The organism is Ruminococcus sp. AF17-1AC (assembly GCF_003461385.1).
GTDB lineage: Bacteria > Bacillota > Clostridia > Oscillospirales > Ruminococcaceae > Hominimerdicola > Hominimerdicola aceti.
In genome coordinates this window covers 1-18,167 of record NZ_QTWZ01000014.1, presented here as the reverse complement: position 1 = coordinate 18,167, position 18,167 = coordinate 1, and the positions used below count along the sequence as shown (strand labels likewise).

Genomic DNA, 18,167 nt, shown 5'->3' with positions numbered 1-18,167 from the left:
TACATAACTGACGTAAAAAAACATAAATTGCGGCAAAGTCATAAAATCTTCACTCGGATATTTATTGCCTTTGCCTATTGCAATTCTGAAAGATATATGATACAATATTGATATAAATTAAAACGAATATTTCTGACAACATTGTAAGTATTCGCAAAGGTAAAACCGAACCGAAAAAATAATCAACATTGAAAGGGTGAAACAATGAGCATAAAGTACAGCATAGCAGGCTATTGCCGAATTTCTGTCGACGAGGAAATGGACAGAGACAACACCTCGATAGAAAACCAAAAAGCTATCATAGCCGACTTTGTGAAACGCAAGTTTCCAGACAGCACGCTTGATTTCTATGAGGACCGTGACCGATCGGGATATACGTTTGAACAGCGTGAGGGCTATCAGGAGCTGCGAAAGAAAATGCTTCGATTAGAGTACGATATTCTGATCATCAAGGACTTCTCCAGATTTTCCCGACGAAACAGCAAGGGACTGGTGGAATTGGAAGATCTGCGTGACGCAGGAATGAGGATTATCTCGATTGGCGATAACATTGATTATCCTACCTATGACGACTGGACGGCAATTCAGTTCCGCTTTCTTATCAATGAAATGCCTGTTACCGATACGTCCAAAAAGGTCAAATCGGTCATCAAACGCCGTCAGGAGGAGGGCAAGTGGATATGCGCTGTGCCCTACGGCTACGTTATGATAAACAACAAGACCATGCAGTTCGAGGTTGACGAACCTGCGGCGGAGGTTGTCCGAGATATTTTTGACAGGTACAACAGCGGCTGGGGATACAAAAAAATTGCCAACTATCTTACGGACAAGCATATTCCCACGCCTAGAATGTGCGAAAAAATGCGCAGGGAGGCTAAAGGCGAGGAGTGCAAGCGTGAGGTAAAGCAGACGTGGAGTATCATCACCGTCAGCGAGATATTGCAGAACGATTTTTATATCGGCACGCTCCGTCAGGGCAAGTACAGGCGTAAGAAGATAAACGGCGGGGAGGTCAAGCAGGACGAAACAGACCACATAGTATTTGAAAATAATCACACTCCTATCGTCGATTACAAGGTGTTCGCTCTGGCTCAGGAGCAGCTGAAGAAGCGTACGACCTCTCACTATCGGGGAGTGAAAAAGTACGACAATGTGTACTCGGGCTATCTTTTCTGCGGAGACTGCGGCTCACCCATGTTCGCAATGAGCCGTAACGATCTTGCTCCTGCCTACACCTGCGGAACCTACCACAAGCGAGGAACAAAAGGCTGTACCTCGCACCATACCAGAGTTGATATGCTGGACGGTCTGCTGAAAAGCTATATCAAAAAGGTGCGTGACAACTCCGCAGAGATGATCGACCGTTTGCAGGAGTCCATTGCTAAAGAACAGCTTGAAACGAAAAGCAGTCAGTCCACCGTTGACGTGATAAAGGGGCAGATAGAGGACGCAAAGGCGGAAATGAAAATGCTCACCCGACAGCAGGCGAGGGATGTTATGAAACACCCCGACCGTGCGGAGATAATCGAGGAGACCTACACCGAGATGATAGACGAGCTTACTCTGCGTATCGAGGGACTGAAAAATCAGATGCAGCTTGCAGTCGACAAGCACAACACCGTTGTCAGAGTGAACCGCACCGCCAGAACCGTGCTGGAGATTTTCGATGACATCATTAACAAGCCCGCTCTTGACAAGAACGACCTGAATTTTATAATTGACAAGATAGTGGTCTTTGAAAACAGAATTGAAATTCATCTCAAAGCGGATATCGACTGTTTGCTGAAATACGGCACGCTTACAGAGCAGCAGCTTGTGACAGTCGGAGCAGATGGATCAGCCGAAAATTTTAATCAAGGCACTAAGATCGGAAAGTCAGCCGGACAGCTTGCAGCTGCTGTAACGGACAGCAGAGGCAGGAATCTTAGTGTCAACGTTATCAGTAACGGCGACCCCCTCGAGATCTACACCAACCCCGACGGCGAAGTGATATTCAAAAAGTATTCTGCCATAAACGAAATGTCCGAGGGCGCAGCTCAGGCAGCGGAAGTCATCTCAAAGCTTGGGGGAGCGCCTGCCGTGGTGTTCGATAAGGACCACGTCGTGGCAGTGTCAGGCGTGCCGAAGAAAGAGTATTCCCAGCGCCGCCTGTCCCCTGCTTTGGAGGAGCTTTTGGAAAACCGCAAAACCTTTGACTATACCGATACCACAGCCGAGCCGCTTAGAGCTGTCGAGGGTATCAATACCCACGCCCTCACCGTCGCCCCTATCCTCACAAACGGCGATATAACAGGCGCAGTGGCGTTCATGGCTACCGACGATACCGAGCTTTGTACCGATAAACAATCCATGCTCGCCAAAGCCGCCGCAATGTTTCTTGGCAAACAGATCGAAGAATAATATAAAGGACTGCCGCCTGACCGCAGCAGTCCTTTTTTCTGTACTATTACATCTTTCATTGCCCCATGTCCTCCGCAGCAACGTAATAATAAACCCTCCGACCCATACAAATGGATCGGAGGGCAAACTGCAAACCACGCTGCGATGGAGCTGATAGTCGGACTCGAACCGACGACCTGCTCATTACGAATGAGCTGCTCTACCAACTGAGCCATATCAGCATATCAGACTTGATTATTATACACCAAAACCACACCTTTGTCAACATCAATTCAAGCATTTTTTTAAAGTTTTGCAAAACTCCTGTAAAATAGTCATATCATATGTACCTTTTGAATATAATGTATGAAATAAATACGTTTTCTTTCCGTATCGTTATTTTGCACAATAAAAAAACGCTGAAATATGCTTAAACGTTTCAGAAATATCTTCGCAAACACCGAATATTCCAACTTTTCCGATCAAATGACTATCATATTTTCATATCAGGATAATATTTTAACAATATCATATGTCACAGCACACTTTTCAACAATTATTATCCGAAAACGTTTAATGAACAGGCTGTTTAATACTTTTTGTAATTTCACATAACATAATCGAATACAAAAGAAATGTTTATATACATTTTTCACATACCACACAGCCCGGTTTCATATACCCCTCAGAAAACGCAGTGCATTTTCGCAGCTTTTTGATCGGTCTGTCAGCTTCTTCGTAACAAATCGATTACAATTGTCCAAATAGCGTTGTTAAAATGCACAAAAGTAAAGTTGAAAAATTGGCTAAACCTCCATAATTTATTACAGAGGGCATAAAAATGCGAAAAAAGACTTGAAATTATGCCGAGAATATTGTATATTTTTATTAACGGAAACGTTTGAAATAAGTTTTCATGGAAAACATCAAGCGTAAACGTTTAAAATCTACGGAAAGGCGGAAATATCATTGGTTTCCTTAAAAGACATTTCCGTTCGCTGCGGAGTATCCGTCGCAACCGTAAGCAAAGCCCTCAACGGCCATAAGGACGTAAGCGAGGCAACAAGAGAAAGACTTATGAAAGCCGCCAAAGAAATGGGTTACTTCCCAAATTCTCAGGCAAGAGCTTTAAAGACCAACAGGACCTATAATCTCGGGGTCATGTATCTCGACGAAGCAGGAAGCGGTCTTACCCATGAGTTTTTCGCAAAGGTGCTTGACAGCTTTAAGACTACGGCTGAAGCAGCAGGATATGATATAACCTTTATAAATAGAGATGTGGGCAAGCAGAAAATGTCTACATACGAACATTGCAAATACCGCAATGTTGACGGTGTTATCATTGCCTGTACGGATTTTACGTCGCAGGACGTGTACGAGGTGATAAACGGAGATATACCAGTGGTCACGATCGACCACATCTTCGATTGCAGAACAGCGATCATGTCCAATAATGAAAAAGGTATGGAAGAGCTTATCAACTATGTGACGAAGATGGGGCATAGGAAGATCGCTTTTATCCAGGGCAACAGATCGGCAGTAGCCGAAAGACGTCTGGCAGGCTTCTATAAAGCTTGTATGACAAGAGGAATTTCAGTTGATCCCGATTGGATACTTAACGGTGATTATCACAACCCTGATCTGACTTATAAGCTGACAAAAGAACTTCTTAGCAGAGAGAACAGACCGACCTGCGTTTTCATGCCCGATGATTATTCAGCAATGGGAGCTTTTAATGCAGTCAAGGAAATGGGTCTTTCAGTACCGGAGGATATCTCGATAGTGGGCTACGACGGAATAGCTTATTCACAGCTTCTCTCTCCAAAGCTTACGACTTATCTTCAGGACACAGACCTTATCGGTGTAACAGCCGCAAAACAGCTGGTATCACTGATAGAAAACCCACAGACCACCTTTAAAGAGGTGATAACAGTCGACGGAAAGCTGCTGGAAGGCGGCTCGGTAAGCGACATCAATTAATTCAAGGCATTAATTTTCCGCAGAAATGCTGCGGAGCAAATCAAATAAACTAATGCGATTTTAAGGAGGAAAATTATTATGGCAAATCTTAAGAAAGTACTTGCAGGTTCATTGAGCCTCTGTCTGGCAGCTTCAATGTTCACAGCTTGCGGCAGCTCAGATTCATCTTCAACACCTGATGCTAAGGGCGGCACAACATCAAAGGCTGGCGACGGCACAGGTATCAACAAGGACAAAGACAGAGTAAACACAGCTGAACTCCACGGTGTAGATTCATCAGAGGATTCAAAGAAGACTCTTACAATTTACTGCTGGAACACAGAGTTCAAGTCAAGACTTGATAAGTACTATCCACAGGGCACATCAAACGAGCTTACATACAACGAGCTTGCTGATGGTTCTAAGGAGATCGCAACAATCAACGGCGTTAAGCTGAACTGGGTACAGGTTGAAAACGAAGGTAACGCTTACCAGACAAAGCTGGACGAGGCTCTTAAGGGTCAGCAGGACAGCACAGAGAAGGTAGATATGTTCCTTATGGAAGCTGACTACGCTCTGAAGTATGCTAACGGCGACGTTGCACTTTCTATTCAGGACCTCGGCATCACAGACGACGATATGTCACAGATGTATCAGTACACAAAGGACGTTGCAACAGATACAAAGACAGGCGAGCTGAAGGGTGTATCATGGCAGGCAACTCCAGGTCTGTTCCTCTACAACACAAAGATTGCTGAGGACGTTCTCGGCACAAGCGATCCAGAGAAGGTTCAGGAAGCTGTTAAGGATTGGGATACATTCACAGCAACAGCTCAGAAGATGGCTGACAAGGGCTACAAGATGGTATCCGGTTTCGATGATACATACAGATGCTTCTCAAACAATATGTCTAGCCCATGGGTAACAGACAACAAGATCACAATTGACCCACAGATCAAGGCTTGGGCTGATCAGACTAAGGAATACACAGACAAGGGCTACAACAACAAGACTTCCCTTTGGGACGATGCTTGGGCTGCTGGCCAGAAGATCGACGGTGGCGTATTCGGCTACTTCTTCTCAACATGGGGCATTCCTTTCACACTTCTTCCAAACACAGTTGACGAAGAAATCAAGGCTGACGGTTCAAACGCTAAGGAAGGCAACGGCGGTTATGGTCTCTGGAAGGCTTGCTCAGGCCCACAGGCTTACTACTGGGGCGGTACATGGATCTGCGGCGCTATCGACTCCGATAACCAGGATATCGTTGCTGATATCATGAAGGTTATGACTTGCAACAAGGACGTAGCTAAGGCTATCACTGAGGGCGAGCAGGACTACACAAACAACAAGGCTGCTATCAAGGAGCTTATCGACGGCGGTTATACAAACGCATTCCTCGGCGGACAGGATCACCTTGCACTTCTTACAGAGGCTGCTGACAAGATCTCCCTCGAGAACAAGCTTTCTGCTTATGACCAGGGCTGCAACGAGAAATTCCAGGGTGCTATGAAGGACTACTTCCTCGGCACAGTTGATTCATATGAGGCTGCTCTTGAGAACTTCAAGAAGAACATCACAGACCTCTATGGTAACCTTACTTGCGATTTCTAATCGTATAAAAAAACAGTATCTAATTAAATATAGGGGGTGGAGGATATCCCCCCCTATTATTTATTAATCTCACGAAAGGAATAGGTATACTTATATGAAGAGAAAAAGCATAAGCTATGCCAAGTGGGGATATATTTTCCTTATCCCATTCTTTGTAGTTTACATCATCTTCTCACTATATCCTCTGTTCCAGACTTTCTATTACAGCTTTACGGACTATGTTAAGGATCAGGGCTCTATCGGCGGTGGTTGGACAAGACAGGCTGTCGAAGTAACACCGACATTCTGCGGTTTCGATAACTATTCAACTATATTCACATCAGGAAGTGATCTGCTTCAGTCTTTCTGGAATACGATCATCATGTGGATCGTAGGATTTATCCCACAGATCGTTATCTCTCTTATCCTTGCAGTATGGTTCACTGACCTTCGTCTTAAGATAAAGGCTCAGGGATTCTTCAAGGCTGTTATCTATCTTCCAAACGTAATCATGGCATCTGCTTTTGCATTTCTGTTCTACAGCTTGTTCAGCAGAGGCGGCGCTATCTATGATCTTATCAAGGTACCGCTCCTTGAAAGTGTTTGGGGATCAAGAGGTGTAGTTGGACTCATCAACTTCATACTTTGGTATGGTAATACAACAATTCTTCTTATGGCTGCTATCATGGGTGTTGATACATCACTCTATGAGTCAGCACAGATCGACGGTGCAACTTCCAGCCAGACATTCTGGAAGATCACAATTCCGCTCATCAAGCCAATCATGTCATATGTTCTTGTAACATCACTCATCGGTGGACTTCAGATGTACGACGTACCTGCCCTCCTCACAAAGGATATGGGTAACCCTAACGGAAAACTTAAGACCGTCGTAATGATAATCCAGGCAAATAAGCAGGGCGACATCGGTAAGGCGTCTGCACTCTGCGTAATAATCTTTATCGTTTCCGCTGTTATCGGACTTGCACTTATGTTTGCGTCTGCTGACCATGACGGAAAGAAGAAAAAGAAGAAAAGGGGGTAAGCTGAAATGCCAAGAAGTACTGAAATAGTTGGTGAAAAGACAAATAGTACTGGTCTTATCATACATAGGATAATAGCTTATGTTGTCCTTGTTCTTTTGGTCGTTGTTTCACTTTTCCCATTCTATCTTTTGATAATCAACGCAACACGAGGCAGATCACAGGCAGGTATCAGGTGGTATCCTGACCACTTCCTCGCAACAAACTTCAAGAACCTTTTCAGCGGTTCAACAGCCGTAGCATACGGAAGCGTATGGCGTTCACTGGCTAACTCACTGTTCATATCAGCTTGTGCTTCATTGCTCAGCGTATACTTCTCAGCACTGACAGCATATGCAACACACGTTTACCAGTTCAAGCTGAGAAAGTTCGCAGATATGTTCATTCTCATCGTAATGATGGTTCCAACACAGGCTTCAGCTATCGGTTTCTACCAGTTCATGAACAAACTCGGCTGGACAGATACTTACATTCCGCTGATTGTTCCTGCTGTCGCAGCACCGGCTACATACTACTTCATGAAGCAGTATATGGCGTCTGCACTTCCGCTTGAGATCGTAGAAGCCGCCCGTATCGACGGCTGCGGAGAGTTCAAGACCTTCAACAAGATCGTTACTCCTATCCTCAAGCCTGCATTCGCAGTTCAGATCATCTTTACATTCGTAACAAACTGGAACAACTACTTTATGCCAAGACTTATTCTTACATCAAAGAGTAAGTACACTATCCCTCTGGTACTCAACGCAATGCGTTATGCAGGACCACAGGAAAAGGACGTGGGAATGTTCAGCTTGTACATCGTACTTGCTATCCTCCCTGTAGTAATTGTTTACCTTTGTCTTTCAAAGTTCATCATTCGTGGTGTTGCTCTGGGAAGCGTAAAGGGTTAATACGAAACTTCAAACAGCGTACAGTTTTTTCTGTACGCTGTTTTTTTGCTCTATTCATTCCTTACTTCTCTTTTCTATTCACATAAAAGCTTCGTCTGCATACCTTTGCTATTGACCGTTATCTCCATTCTGCTCACTCTTTTTCCATTTACGCCATATCCCTTACAAATTATTTTATCCGTGATATCCTCACCGCAATACCCCTCATATGTGATATGCTCCACCAAATACTCCCTCTCTGCAAACTCTATCCTATCTTTAAGCCCGGCATCCACATTATTGAGCCACTGCTTATCAAGACCATAATACTTCTCCCTGGTGATACCATGTGGTATAGTTTTACCGCTTGAATAGCTATATCCATACTCCCCGTCCACGTTTTTCATATATATCTTTGACAGCATCGTTCTCGTATCAAGCTGTTTGCCGTATTCAATAATACGCTGAGTACCGATATTCACCGAAAGGATACTCAGCGACACATTGACCTGCCTGTCCCCTCTGATATATGCACGCCTGCCGTAAGCCTTGACCGCATATACGCCGATAGCCTCCCACAGTGTAGACTTCTCTTTGATGTTCACATAGTTCACAGTTTTAGTTCCACTCTCGTAGGTTATCTCACTTGAGGGGCTGTAGCTCTTCATAATATCCGTCAAACTCACCTTAGACCATACCCCGGGTTCAGGCTCGTTCTGCCCCAGCATAAGTGTTATCCCACGGCTTATAAGTTCAAGAACAGTTTTTCCGCCTCTCACCCTTGTTCTGATGTAATCCGCAGGACCGTAGTGCATACGCCTGCTGCCTATATAAAGTGCCACACGCCTGATATTGTTAAGATTTATGCTGTTATTCAGAACGACAGACGCTCTAAGTTCACTGTATGGCGTATAGCGGTCTTTCACAAGCCTTGCTGAAACAATGTTTCTATAGTCCAAATTGCCACTGCCAATAATTTCAAACCTGATGTAGATCTTCGCCATTATTCCGCCCCCCTAAGCTTTATCATAAGGCTTCCGATCATCCTGTCAGGCTGAAAATCCATTTCTATCTCTGAGAGTATGTATCCGCTGTATAAGACCCCGTCTGCCGTGAAATTGATCGTCTTTCCTCCGTTCTCGCTTAGAGCAGCCCAAGCGTAAGCCTTGTCCGACGGAGCGATCCTGCCGCTGAACTGAAATATCTCCGCCGCCTTGCCTGAGATATTTCGCAAAATACCATTTACAGCCTTTGTTTCCTCCTGAATGTAACCTCCGCTTCGCTTAACTCCGTCCATGTAAAATGAACGTGTGCCGATGTCAAGCTTTATCTTTCCCTTTTTACTCACTTATATCCTCCTCACTGCAAATGCCGATACTAAGCTCTGCCTGCCTTTCGAGCCTATGAAGGGGCAATGTCTGAACTGCGCTTCCAAGCTTTGCGCTCTTTACATTCAGAACGTCGCTTTTTGCAAGCTCCGCCATAACGCTTTCACACTTTTCCTGAAGCTCCTCCATGTCATCGTATTTTCCTGCCTTGCCCATGAGCCGCAGGTCGATATGACATATATACTCAGTGTAAAGCTTTTTGCCGCCCTGCCCAATGACTTCATCTACCACATCATAGCCTTTAAGCCCATAGAAGCCAATTGCTTCCCCACTGTGCAATAGACTGTCAGCCGAAGTGTATTCACCCATTGCAGTAAAGCCTGCTCCGTCAAGTATCTTTTTTATCTCTGCCGCCATTTCTGTCCAGACTGTCATGGCTCGTCCTCCTTCCTAATATGCGATAACGGCATTGAATACAAAGCCGTCCTTTGAGAAAAATCTTTCCGCCCTTGAAACTGCGCTGTCACGAAGCTCTCTTGCAGCCTTTATCCTGTTCTCCTCGTCAAAAGCCTCCACCGCCTTGCCCTGTGCCGTAAACATGACCTTGTATTCAGCGGCTTTCAGACAAATAAATCTGTAAAAGACCTCCGCTGCCGCCGCAAATTCGCATATAGCCGTCCCGCCCTCAGCGACCATTCGCTCCTGGTCAACAGCCTTTTCCATTTCGTCAGCACACACCGTTATAAGCCCTGCATACACCTCAGCCGACGTGCTGTCAAGTCCGCTTAGCTCCATGAAATCGCTTTTTACATTGTCTTTGCTTATTGCCATTTTCCTGCTCCTTTCAAAAAAATATACCCGCCCACCGTCCCTTTTTCATTATCCTCTCAGCTTACTTTGTAGTTTTCAGCGTCTTTACAGCACCGCTCGTAAGTACGGAGAAACCTGCAAGCACAGAGCAAACGATTTCGTTGCACTGATTAGTAAGAAGCTTATCGTAGTCCACGATAACATCTCCCCCAAGCACCATTTCAACAGCACTGCTCTGGTCGATGCCCACCGCAATACCGCCTGTGAGCTGAGGGCATTTTACAAGCGTTACACCATATGGCGTCTGAACTGTGCCGCCTGCCATATAGTCGCCAATGCAGTATTTCATCTCGTCCATAGCAAGGATCTTAGCCATAACATCAGGAGTACAGATCATGGTCGTCATGTTAAACTCGCCCATGGAAGCCCAAAAAGCCGCCAGATCAGCGTAAGTAAGCTCGCTGCCAATAAGAGTCTGAGCTGTAATACCTCTTGTTATCTCAGTCATGGCAAGGCTGTTCACATCTCTGCTTATAGTCGCCCCAAGGTTTCTCAGCACCACGCCGAAAGCTTCAAGCTTCTGTTTCCTTACAGACTCAAAAGAACAGTTAAGACGTCTTGCAAACTTTGTGAGAGTCTTACTGGAGGTGCTAAGTCTGACAGTTGTGATAGGCACATTTCCACCCTCTGACACAACGTCAGTTGAACCCGACTTTGTAACGTTCAGACCTCTGAAATCCACTCCGTCAGTGTATGAAACAGCCGCCGCTACCTTGCCCATGATAGAAGCCTCGTCCATGCCCTGCTTGACAGTGCGTCTTATGTACTCAGGAAAAAGCACTGCCGACTCAGTGGAAATGAAGAATTTTTCCACTCTGTCAGAATTTGCACCCTTTACCTTGATGTCAAAACGCTTGAGCTGTCTTTCAAAAGCGTCAAGACCTTTAAGCTCGGTGTTCTCATAGTTTGCGTCAGGATCAAGCTCAGCCAGCGCCTGTGTGAATGTCTTTCCTGTGATAGAATAAAGTCCCTTTTCAAGTTTGATATTGTTGTACATATTATTTTCTCCTTTTCGATAATTAAATTTGTCCGATTTTTTGTACTGATTTTCGTATCATCGAAAACCATTTGTCTTTTCGGGTGAACACTGTCCGCCCCTACAGTGATGATATCACATTCTGGCATTTAAGCCCCTACCTCCACATTGTCATCGCCCCCTTTCACATCTGTCCCTTACATCTTGTAATCCCCCGTGATAAAGCTCTCCCTTTCGGCTTTGTAGACCTCCTCATTCTCAGCCGCCTGCTTTTCAAGCCTGCCACGGAAGTCAATAAGCTCCGTAACTGTCATAAGCTCCGCAAGTTCTTTCACACGCTTTGCACTCATAAAAGGCTTGCAGAAATAGCTGAGCCTTAAAACGTCCTTTTCAAAAGCTTCCCTCGCAAGGGCAAGCTCATGGCTCTTGTCGGTGCTTTCATGCTTCTCCCTTAAGGCAAAACGCTTCGTTACCCCTGCGTTCACCTGTGCAGGCACTGCCACGAACGACCACTCGTAAGCGTCAAGCGGCTCGTCAAGAATGTGATAACACAGCTTACCGCCGTATTCACCGCCCTTTTCATGGTCACAGCCGCCCTTATACAAATCCGCTCCGCATACAGAGCAAAGCTTCTTTCCCATGGTGCAGCTAACGGATACCTCTTTCTTTATTCCGCCCTGAATCTCGCTTATAAGGTCGCCGTTAGAAGCTGTTCGCACCATATAAGCCTTTGCCATAAGCCTGCGGTAGATCTCTCCGTCTGTTGTAGTTTTCTCAGGCAGAGTTTCCACCCAAGTGTCAAATATTCTGGCAGTCTGCTTTGAGCTTTTAGGGTCATGGTCGAAAATACCCGTTCTGCCCTTAAAAAGCTCCGCAAGCTTCTCCAAAGCGCCTGATGAAAACTTTTCACCATCTCTGTCAATGTCATTGTCACAAAGCGCCACCCTGAAAACAAAGACCTTGTCCTCCGTGAGCGGCTCTCTCGCATAGCCGTTTATCTTTTCAAGCTCCTCGCCTGATACTGTTTCGCTCATTGCATTTCCTCCTTTTTTCTCTCATTCTCTACCCTTTCGTTTTCAAGCTCCGCCGCCTTAGCCTGCGCATTGTAAAGCCTTGACTTCGCCAACGCTTCCTCGTCCTGAAGATTTATGTTGTCCCAATCTATCTCCACCCCACAAGCATATCCGTTAAGCCTTAAAAACGCCTCGCATATCTCTCTGAGTATAGGTTCAAGCAGTCTGCGGTAATATTCAAGCTCGCTTGTGAGGATATCTGATTGCTGTGCAGACATTCGCTCAGTGGTTGACCAGTTCAGCCCAAGCAAAAACGGTGGTATTGAAAGCTTCGCCACAAGCTGTTCCATAAGCTGTCTGACAGGTATCTCCGTGTCTATCATCTGATTGTCAGCACCAATGACCTTTATGTCCACATCACCCACAGCCACAAAATCCTGCACCGAGCCGTTTCGTGAGGCCCTCATGCCTCTGCTCCATTCCTGAGCTATCTGCTCTGCACGCTCCTTGGCTCTCGCCCTGTCACTCTCCCCCTCAGGGTGATAAGTCACCGCATAGCGCACATTTCCTACCCTGTCAAAGTTCTGCCCCATGCACTCGTAAATTCGCATAAGTATCTCGCTCAGCGCAGGCAATCCACGGAGTATGGACACCCCGTCAGGGTGCTTAGGACTAGGATTGAGCGCCGTGTAAAGCAGTTTTTCAGGACTTCTTACCGGTATCTCCTCACCGCTTTCCATGTAAAAAATACGTTTTTCAAAAGCGTTCCTGCCCTCACGCACTCTGTACAAAGTCGGGTCGCCAACATATATCCCCTTGACCTTTCCAGTCCTGTAATCTGCATATATCCTGCCTATCGCCTTGCCGTATGTAAGCAGTGAATCCAGATACATATCCGCAAAAGTGTAAATGGACTTTCCCGACACCCCCACGGAAACCTCTCTGCAAAACCTGTCAAGCTCCACCTGCGCCCTCTCGTCACAAGCCGTGACCTTAAAGCCCCCTGTGAGCCTTACTATCTTGCCGAAGCAAGCGTCGATAACAGGAACGTTCGCCCTGAGTGCGTCATAAAGCTCCTGCTGAAAAGCCCCCTCAGGCGCAAGCCTGTAATGAAACCCCGACTCTCTGTCAGAGCCTGCCGTGTTCGGCACAAATTCACGGACCTTCTTTCTGAAAATACTCATTTTCTCTCCTTTCTTTCTGTACACTTTTTTGTACTAATGCTCAACTGTCAGTACAAAAAAATCGTCCTTTTCACGTCCCAGACATTCTGCCGCAAAGTATCTCATATCGTCCATGGCGTGATCGTTCTCTTTAACAGGTGCGTCCTTTCCCGCCTTTTCGTCCCAGCGGTAAAGATTTATCTCACGAAGCGTATCCCTGCACCTGCGGTTTATCCTTATCCTGCCGTCCTTTATGCAGTCTGACACAAGCCTGATACCCGAAACAACGTCGTTCTTTGCAGGCTGGACAGTGAATTTTCCGTGCCTGCGTATGCACTGTATGAAAGAAGCTGCCGAGGGGTCGCAAATGACCTTTTCGATGCAAAGCCCGTCGGCAAGCTCTTCAAGCCCCTTGTAATGCTCCTCGTCAGTTTTCTGCATACCTTCACGTCGAGAATCATAGTAATACTCCCTGAGCCTGTACCACACACCACCACTCTCGCCCCAAAGCCCGAAGCTTGAAGGATTTACAGTGCCGTAATCACAGCTTATAACATACCGCTCGCACTGTATATCCCCCTCAAAGACGTTTTTCTCCTCGTCGAACATAGGGTAAACAAGCCCCTCTGCCGCCGTCCATTTGCCAAGTACAAAACGCTCATAAAACGTCCCCGTATATATCCTGTGATAGCGTTCTATCACCGCCCGGTCAAGGGTCGGATTGTCCTCCAGTACAAAATGCCTGTAGATAAGACGTTTTTCCTCCGCCTTGTCTATCCATTCTTTCTTGAACCAGTGGTAAGGATTGTCAGGATTGCAGTTGAACCACAGCTTGCTCCCCGCCACAGAACACCTTGCCACAGCCTGCTCGATAAAGCTTCTGGGCATAAGTGCCGCCTCGTCAAGAAGCACCCCCGCAAGGGTCACGCCCTGAATAAGTGAGGGCGAGCCTTCGTCCCTGCCGCCAAAGTAGTAAAACCTGTTTTTCCTGCCGCAAAAGCTCACGTCCATATAGTTCTTTGACGTGACCTCTACCGCCGTCATGCCCATGGATTTCATGTACTCTCTGAGTGCAGGCAGGATATTCCTTTTCAGCGACACGATAGTTTTTGAGCATAGCCCAAAAATGCACTCGTCAAAGTTAGTCATTGCCCATGTCATAAAAGACGCCGACAAACAAAAGGTCTTGCCCGATCTGACCGCACCGTCACAGATTATCCCGTCGTAATCACTAAGCTCCCGTGCCGTCCACCATCTGAAAACAAACCTCTGATTTTCCGACAGCCTTGTTATTTTCACAAGCTATCACCGTCCCTGCCATAAATGCTCTCGATAAGTCGCTTCGACTCACCACCGCCGTCAAGCTGAGGCGCAAGCTCCCCGAGCTTTTCCAAGGCTTTCTGCCTGTCAAAAAACTTGATCTCCAAAACGTTCTTTCCGCTGATCTTTATCTCACTCACATTGAAAAGATCCATGCCCATGATGTCCCTTGCCGTCATGTTCTCAGCGTCAAAAACAAGCTTTACAGCGTCATTCACCGCCCCGAAAGCTATCCTGTTAAGCCCTCGCTTCACATAAGAAAGGGTGTCGCTGTCAGCCTCCTCCAGCTTTTTAAGCTCCGCCTCCGTTTCTGCCGAGTGCAGAAGCTCAAGCCCCCTGTCCTCAGCCTCCTCCGCCCTTGCACCGGTGTGCAAAGCCGCTTCACGAAGATTTCTCAGATAGAAGAAAAATCTCGCAAATCTTTTCTGTTCGCCTGCCATATCGTTCCTCCTTTTTTAATTTCTGCGAAAGATGTACCACCATATCTTAACGGCTCTCAAAAAACATCTCTCACTTATCCCGAAAAACGCCCCTTTTGTTGCATAAAAAATGCAACAATTGCAGAAATGTTGCCAAATTAAATCATTTATCATTTGTTTGCATAAATCGTCCTGCCCAAAACTGTGCAAAAGCCACATACTTTCATGAACAGAAAAACTATTGGTAAAAAGAAATACTTTTATTTTTTTGAGCCGTTTCGTACTATTACTGCACCTTATTTCAGACAAATATGTAAGTCATGCGAAACTTTCAATATACCTTATGAAAAAAAGTATATATTACTTGACAAAAGCCGAAAAAATAGTACAATAGTAAGTGTATGACACAAATTTGAAGAACAACGCAGGAGGTAAAAATATGAAAATGAGAGGTATCTATTCCTCAGTAACAGATATCAGACGAAAAGTCTTTACAGAGGTGGCAAGACTTGCCTATGAAGAGGGCGATTATGCCGAAAAGATCGCAGAGCTTCCTTATAAGATAGTACCTGGAAGCAAGGCTGTTTACCGTGAGTCTATCTTCCTTGAAAGAGCTATCGTTGAAGAAAGGCTCCGTCTTGCTATCGGTCTGCCCCTAAGACCGATCGAGGAGCATAAGTCTGTGGCTGACGGCATTGAAGAAAGTGCGATCGCAGAAAAGTATTACGATCCACCGCTTGTAAACATAATCAAGTTTGCCTGCAACGGCTGTCCTGAAACTCATTATCATGTTACCGACTGCTGTCAGGGCTGTCTTGCACACCCATGTCAGGAAGTCTGTCCAAAGGGTGCCATAACCATCAAGCATGGCAAGTCAGTAATAGATCAGTCTAAGTGTATAAAGTGCGGCAGATGTCAGAGCGTCTGTCCATACAATGCAATAAACAAAATGGAAAGACCATGCGCAAGAGCTTGCGGCATGGACGCTATCGGCTCAGACGAAGAGGGCAAGGCAAAAATAGATTATGACAAATGCGTATCCTGCGGAATGTGTCTTGTAAACTGTCCATTCGGCGCTATCGTAGACAAGGGACAGATATTCCAGCTTATAACAGCAATGAAGAAAAAGAAGAAGGTCATCGCTATCGTAGCACCTGCATTTGTAGGTCAGTTCGGACCAAAGGCAAGCCCTGAAAAGCTCACAGCGGCAATGAAGAAGCTTGGCTTTGCAGACGTGGTCGAGGTAGCAATAGGTGCAGACCTTTGTTCCATCGAGGAAGCAAAAGACTTCATGAGAGAAGTTCCTGAACATCAGCCATTCATGGCGACATCATGCTGTCCTGCATGGTCAGTAATGGCGAAGAAGCTTTTCCCTACCCTTGCCCCATACATTTCAATGGCTTTGACCCCAATGGTACTTACAGCAAGAATGCTCAAAAAGGACGATCCTGACGCTTGTATCGCATTTATCGGACCATGTGCGGCAAAGAAGCTTGAAGCTTCAAGACGTACTATTCGCAGCGACGTAGACTTTGTGCTTACCTTTGAAGAACTCATGGGAATGTTCAATGCCAAGGGCGTAACATTTGAAGACATTACAGATGAAGAAAAGGTAGATCTTTGCGAGGGTACAGGTGACGGACGTGGCTTTGCAGTAAGCGGCGGCGTAGCAAAGGCAGTAGCAGACGTTATCCACAAGCTTGACCCGGAGCGTGAGGTCAAGGTAGTATCAGCGCAGGGACTTAAAGACTGCCGCAAGCTTCTCACCCTTGCGAAAGCAGGCAAATATGACGGCTATCTTCTCGAGGGCATGGCTTGTCCTTGCGGCTGTGTAGCAGGTGCAGGTACACTTCAGGCGGTGGAAAAGAGTACAGCGCTTGTAAACAAATATGTAAAGGACGCACCTTTACAAAACTCCCTTGACTCCAAGTACGAGATCAATCTTGATCTTATCACCGAGCCGCATGATGACAAATAAGAGATAGAATTGAAACGGACAGCGTTATACTGTCCGTTTTTTGACTATATGTATTAAATAGAATAATTTCAGAATTAGAACAACAAATCTTTTTATGGTCACCAACATAAAGCAACTCTCAAAACAAGAAATAGGAGGAGAAAAAAATGGGTCTTAGGTATAGAAAAAGCATAAATTTAGGTGGAGGATTTAGAATAAATCTTAGCAAATCAGGAATTGGTTACAGTTGGGGTGTTAAAGGATATCGTGTTACTAAAACCGCCAAAGGAACTAAAAGAACAACAGCATCAATTCCCGGCACAGGAATTTCATATGTCCACGAAAGCAGTAAAAATAACAAAAGTCAGTCTGAAAATAGATATCCAAAATCAATAGACAATAATCATTATGATACACAAAATATCATAAATAATGTAGCAACTGCAATGGTATCTGAGGGATTGGAAGATATGCTGGCTTCTGCAAGTAAAACATTAAAAATTAATAAAGTATCAACTATTGGATTGTTGATATCTATTATTTGCGGTTTTATTTTTCCCGCAATGTTTCTATTTACCGCTATTTTTCTCGCTTTAAAAATCTATGTCAAAACAAAAGGCACTATTGATTTAGATTATTCAATTGATGAAGATCAAAAATCCATTGTAGATGAGCGAATGAAACCAATGATTAAGATTACTCAATGTACAAAAGTTTGGCGAATAATGCAAACTAGCAAAGTAATTGATAAAAAGTACACTTCTGGTGCTAGTAACACAGTTAATAGAACAGATTGTCAAACCTCAACGAAAGCGCCTTTTCCGTTTAAGGCTAACATTCAAGTTGCCTCTTTTAAGGCTGGAAATGAAACCTTGCTATTTATGCCTGATAAGCTCTTTATTATGCAAGGAAGTAAGATTGGTGCATTGAATTATTCAGATATATCCTCAAATAAATATACAACACGTTTTGTTGAGAGTGGAAACGTACCTAGGGACGCTCAAATAGTCGATAAAACGTGGAGATATGTCAATAAGTCGGGCGGTCCAGATAGACGATTTAAAGATAACAGAGAGTTGCCGATTTGTTTATATGGAAAACTTGAGCTTCATTCAAGGTCTGGACTTAATACAGTTATTATGTACTCTAACGCCAAAATCAATAATTAATTATCTTGCAAAGTGCAGCGCTGCCATTCCTCACTCCTCACTCCTCACTTAAACTCCTGTAGGTTTGTCAATCATATTGGACACTATTATTAAGAAATTCGATAGGCGA

16 protein-coding genes and 1 tRNA gene are annotated in these 18,167 nt (G+C 45.1%); 7 read left to right on the top strand and 10 right to left on the bottom strand.

The genetic code is table 11. The features are described from left to right. Positions 1-204: 204 nt before the first annotated feature. On the top strand, positions 205-2,400 hold the full coding sequence (locus DWW81_RS09620; RefSeq protein ID WP_117897545.1) for a stage V sporulation T C-terminal domain-containing protein: 2,196 nt from the start codon (positions 205-207) through the stop codon (positions 2,398-2,400). Positions 2,401-2,545: 145 nt separating this feature from the next. Here DWW81_RS09620 and DWW81_RS09615 read toward each other — a convergent pair. Next, positions 2,546-2,621: transfer RNA gene (locus tag DWW81_RS09615), tRNA-Thr, on the bottom strand. A gap of 727 nt (positions 2,622-3,348) precedes the next feature. On the opposite strand from DWW81_RS09615, the gene DWW81_RS09610 reads away from it, so the two are divergent. The 4 genes from DWW81_RS09610 to DWW81_RS09595 all read left to right on the top strand — a co-directional run bounded on the left by DWW81_RS09610 (position 3,349) and on the right by DWW81_RS09595 (position 7,864). Then, complete coding sequence (locus tag DWW81_RS09610) at positions 3,349-4,359, top strand: LacI family DNA-binding transcriptional regulator (RefSeq protein ID WP_117865288.1); 1,011 nt, start codon at positions 3,349-3,351, stop codon at positions 4,357-4,359. A gap of 78 nt (positions 4,360-4,437) precedes the next feature. Continuing rightward, positions 4,438-5,952, top strand: a complete 1,515-nt coding sequence (locus DWW81_RS09605) for a carbohydrate ABC transporter substrate-binding protein (RefSeq protein WP_117897546.1) — start codon at positions 4,438-4,440, stop codon at positions 5,950-5,952. Between the two features lie 94 nt (positions 5,953-6,046). Continuing rightward, positions 6,047-6,976: a sugar ABC transporter permease gene (locus DWW81_RS09600; protein ID WP_117877229.1), complete on the top strand. Its 930-nt coding sequence runs from the start codon at positions 6,047-6,049 to the stop codon at positions 6,974-6,976. A gap of 6 nt (positions 6,977-6,982) precedes the next feature. Continuing rightward, positions 6,983-7,864, top strand: coding sequence for a carbohydrate ABC transporter permease (locus DWW81_RS09595; protein ID WP_117897547.1), 882 nt, complete (start codon positions 6,983-6,985; stop codon positions 7,862-7,864). A 74-nt stretch (positions 7,865-7,938) separates the two neighbouring features. On the opposite strand, the gene DWW81_RS09590 is transcribed toward DWW81_RS09595, so the two are convergent. The 9 genes from DWW81_RS09590 to DWW81_RS09550 form a co-directional block, all read right to left on the bottom strand. Beyond that, positions 7,939-8,847, bottom strand: coding sequence for a hypothetical protein (locus tag DWW81_RS09590; protein ID WP_117897548.1), 909 nt, complete (start codon positions 8,845-8,847; stop codon positions 7,939-7,941). After that, complete coding sequence (locus DWW81_RS09585; RefSeq protein ID WP_117865280.1) at positions 8,847-9,191, bottom strand: hypothetical protein; 345 nt, start codon at positions 9,189-9,191, stop codon at positions 8,847-8,849. The genes DWW81_RS09590 and DWW81_RS09585 overlap by 1 nt, the downstream gene beginning before the upstream one ends. Beyond that, entirely contained in the window at positions 9,184-9,606 is a 423-nt protein-coding gene (locus DWW81_RS09580; protein ID WP_117897549.1) for a hypothetical protein, read from the bottom strand. The genes DWW81_RS09585 and DWW81_RS09580 overlap by 8 nt, the downstream gene beginning before the upstream one ends. A gap of 15 nt (positions 9,607-9,621) precedes the next feature. Continuing rightward, positions 9,622-10,002 carry a hypothetical protein gene (locus DWW81_RS09575; RefSeq protein ID WP_117857980.1) on the bottom strand — a complete coding sequence of 127 codons (381 nt, stop codon included), beginning with the start codon at positions 10,000-10,002 and terminating at the stop codon, positions 9,622-9,624. Positions 10,003-10,063: 61 nt separating this feature from the next. After that, on the bottom strand, positions 10,064-11,038 hold the full coding sequence (locus tag DWW81_RS09570; protein ID WP_117857977.1) for a hypothetical protein: 975 nt from the start codon (positions 11,036-11,038) through the stop codon (positions 10,064-10,066). A 176-nt stretch (positions 11,039-11,214) separates the two neighbouring features. Then, positions 11,215-12,051, bottom strand: coding sequence for a hypothetical protein (locus DWW81_RS09565; RefSeq protein WP_117897550.1), 837 nt, complete (start codon positions 12,049-12,051; stop codon positions 11,215-11,217). Continuing rightward, complete coding sequence (locus DWW81_RS09560) at positions 12,048-13,214, bottom strand: phage portal protein (protein WP_117897551.1); 1,167 nt, start codon at positions 13,212-13,214, stop codon at positions 12,048-12,050. The genes DWW81_RS09565 and DWW81_RS09560 overlap by 4 nt, the downstream gene beginning before the upstream one ends. Before the next feature lie 33 nt (positions 13,215-13,247). Next, a complete protein-coding gene (locus DWW81_RS09555) occupies positions 13,248-14,492 on the bottom strand; it encodes a PBSX family phage terminase large subunit (protein WP_117897552.1) in 1,245 nt (414 codons plus the stop codon). Further along, positions 14,489-14,953: a terminase small subunit gene (locus tag DWW81_RS09550; protein WP_022287537.1), complete on the bottom strand. Its 465-nt coding sequence runs from the start codon at positions 14,951-14,953 to the stop codon at positions 14,489-14,491. Before DWW81_RS09550 ends, DWW81_RS09555 begins: the two co-directional genes overlap by 4 nt. A gap of 424 nt (positions 14,954-15,377) precedes the next feature. On the opposite strand from DWW81_RS09550, the gene DWW81_RS09545 reads away from it, so the two are divergent. Both DWW81_RS09545 and DWW81_RS09540 read left to right on the top strand, forming a co-directional pair. After that, a complete protein-coding gene (locus DWW81_RS09545; RefSeq protein WP_117897554.1) occupies positions 15,378-16,910 on the top strand; it encodes a 4Fe-4S dicluster domain-containing protein in 1,533 nt (510 codons plus the stop codon). A gap of 146 nt (positions 16,911-17,056) precedes the next feature. Next, positions 17,057-18,058, top strand: coding sequence for a DUF4236 domain-containing protein (locus tag DWW81_RS09540; protein WP_117897553.1), 1,002 nt, complete (start codon positions 17,057-17,059; stop codon positions 18,056-18,058). Positions 18,059-18,167: the final 109 nt, after the last annotated feature.

Coding starts and splice junctions, on each gene's coding strand:
- DWW81_RS09620 (WP_117897545.1), top strand. CDS start 205: ATGAGCATAAAGTACAGCATAGCAGGCTATTGCCGAATTTCTGTCGAC.
- DWW81_RS09605 (WP_117897546.1), top strand. CDS start 4,438: ATGGCAAATCTTAAGAAAGTACTTGCAGGTTCATTGAGCCTCTGTCTG.
- DWW81_RS09600 (WP_117877229.1), top strand. CDS start 6,047: ATGAAGAGAAAAAGCATAAGCTATGCCAAGTGGGGATATATTTTCCTT.
- DWW81_RS09595 (WP_117897547.1), top strand. CDS start 6,983: ATGCCAAGAAGTACTGAAATAGTTGGTGAAAAGACAAATAGTACTGGT.
- DWW81_RS09590 (WP_117897548.1), bottom strand. CDS start 8,847: ATGGCGAAGATCTACATCAGGTTTGAAATTATTGGCAGTGGCAATTTG.
- DWW81_RS09580 (WP_117897549.1), bottom strand. CDS start 9,606: ATGACAGTCTGGACAGAAATGGCGGCAGAGATAAAAAAGATACTTGAC.
- DWW81_RS09575 (WP_117857980.1), bottom strand. CDS start 10,002: ATGGCAATAAGCAAAGACAATGTAAAAAGCGATTTCATGGAGCTAAGC.
- DWW81_RS09570 (WP_117857977.1), bottom strand. CDS start 11,038: ATGTACAACAATATCAAACTTGAAAAGGGACTTTATTCTATCACAGGA.
- DWW81_RS09565 (WP_117897550.1), bottom strand. CDS start 12,051: ATGAGCGAAACAGTATCAGGCGAGGAGCTTGAAAAGATAAACGGCTAT.
- DWW81_RS09560 (WP_117897551.1), bottom strand. CDS start 13,214: ATGAGTATTTTCAGAAAGAAGGTCCGTGAATTTGTGCCGAACACGGCA.
- DWW81_RS09550 (WP_022287537.1), bottom strand. CDS start 14,953: ATGGCAGGCGAACAGAAAAGATTTGCGAGATTTTTCTTCTATCTGAGA.
- DWW81_RS09545 (WP_117897554.1), top strand. CDS start 15,378: ATGAGAGGTATCTATTCCTCAGTAACAGATATCAGACGAAAAGTCTTT.
- DWW81_RS09540 (WP_117897553.1), top strand. CDS start 17,057: ATGGGTCTTAGGTATAGAAAAAGCATAAATTTAGGTGGAGGATTTAGA.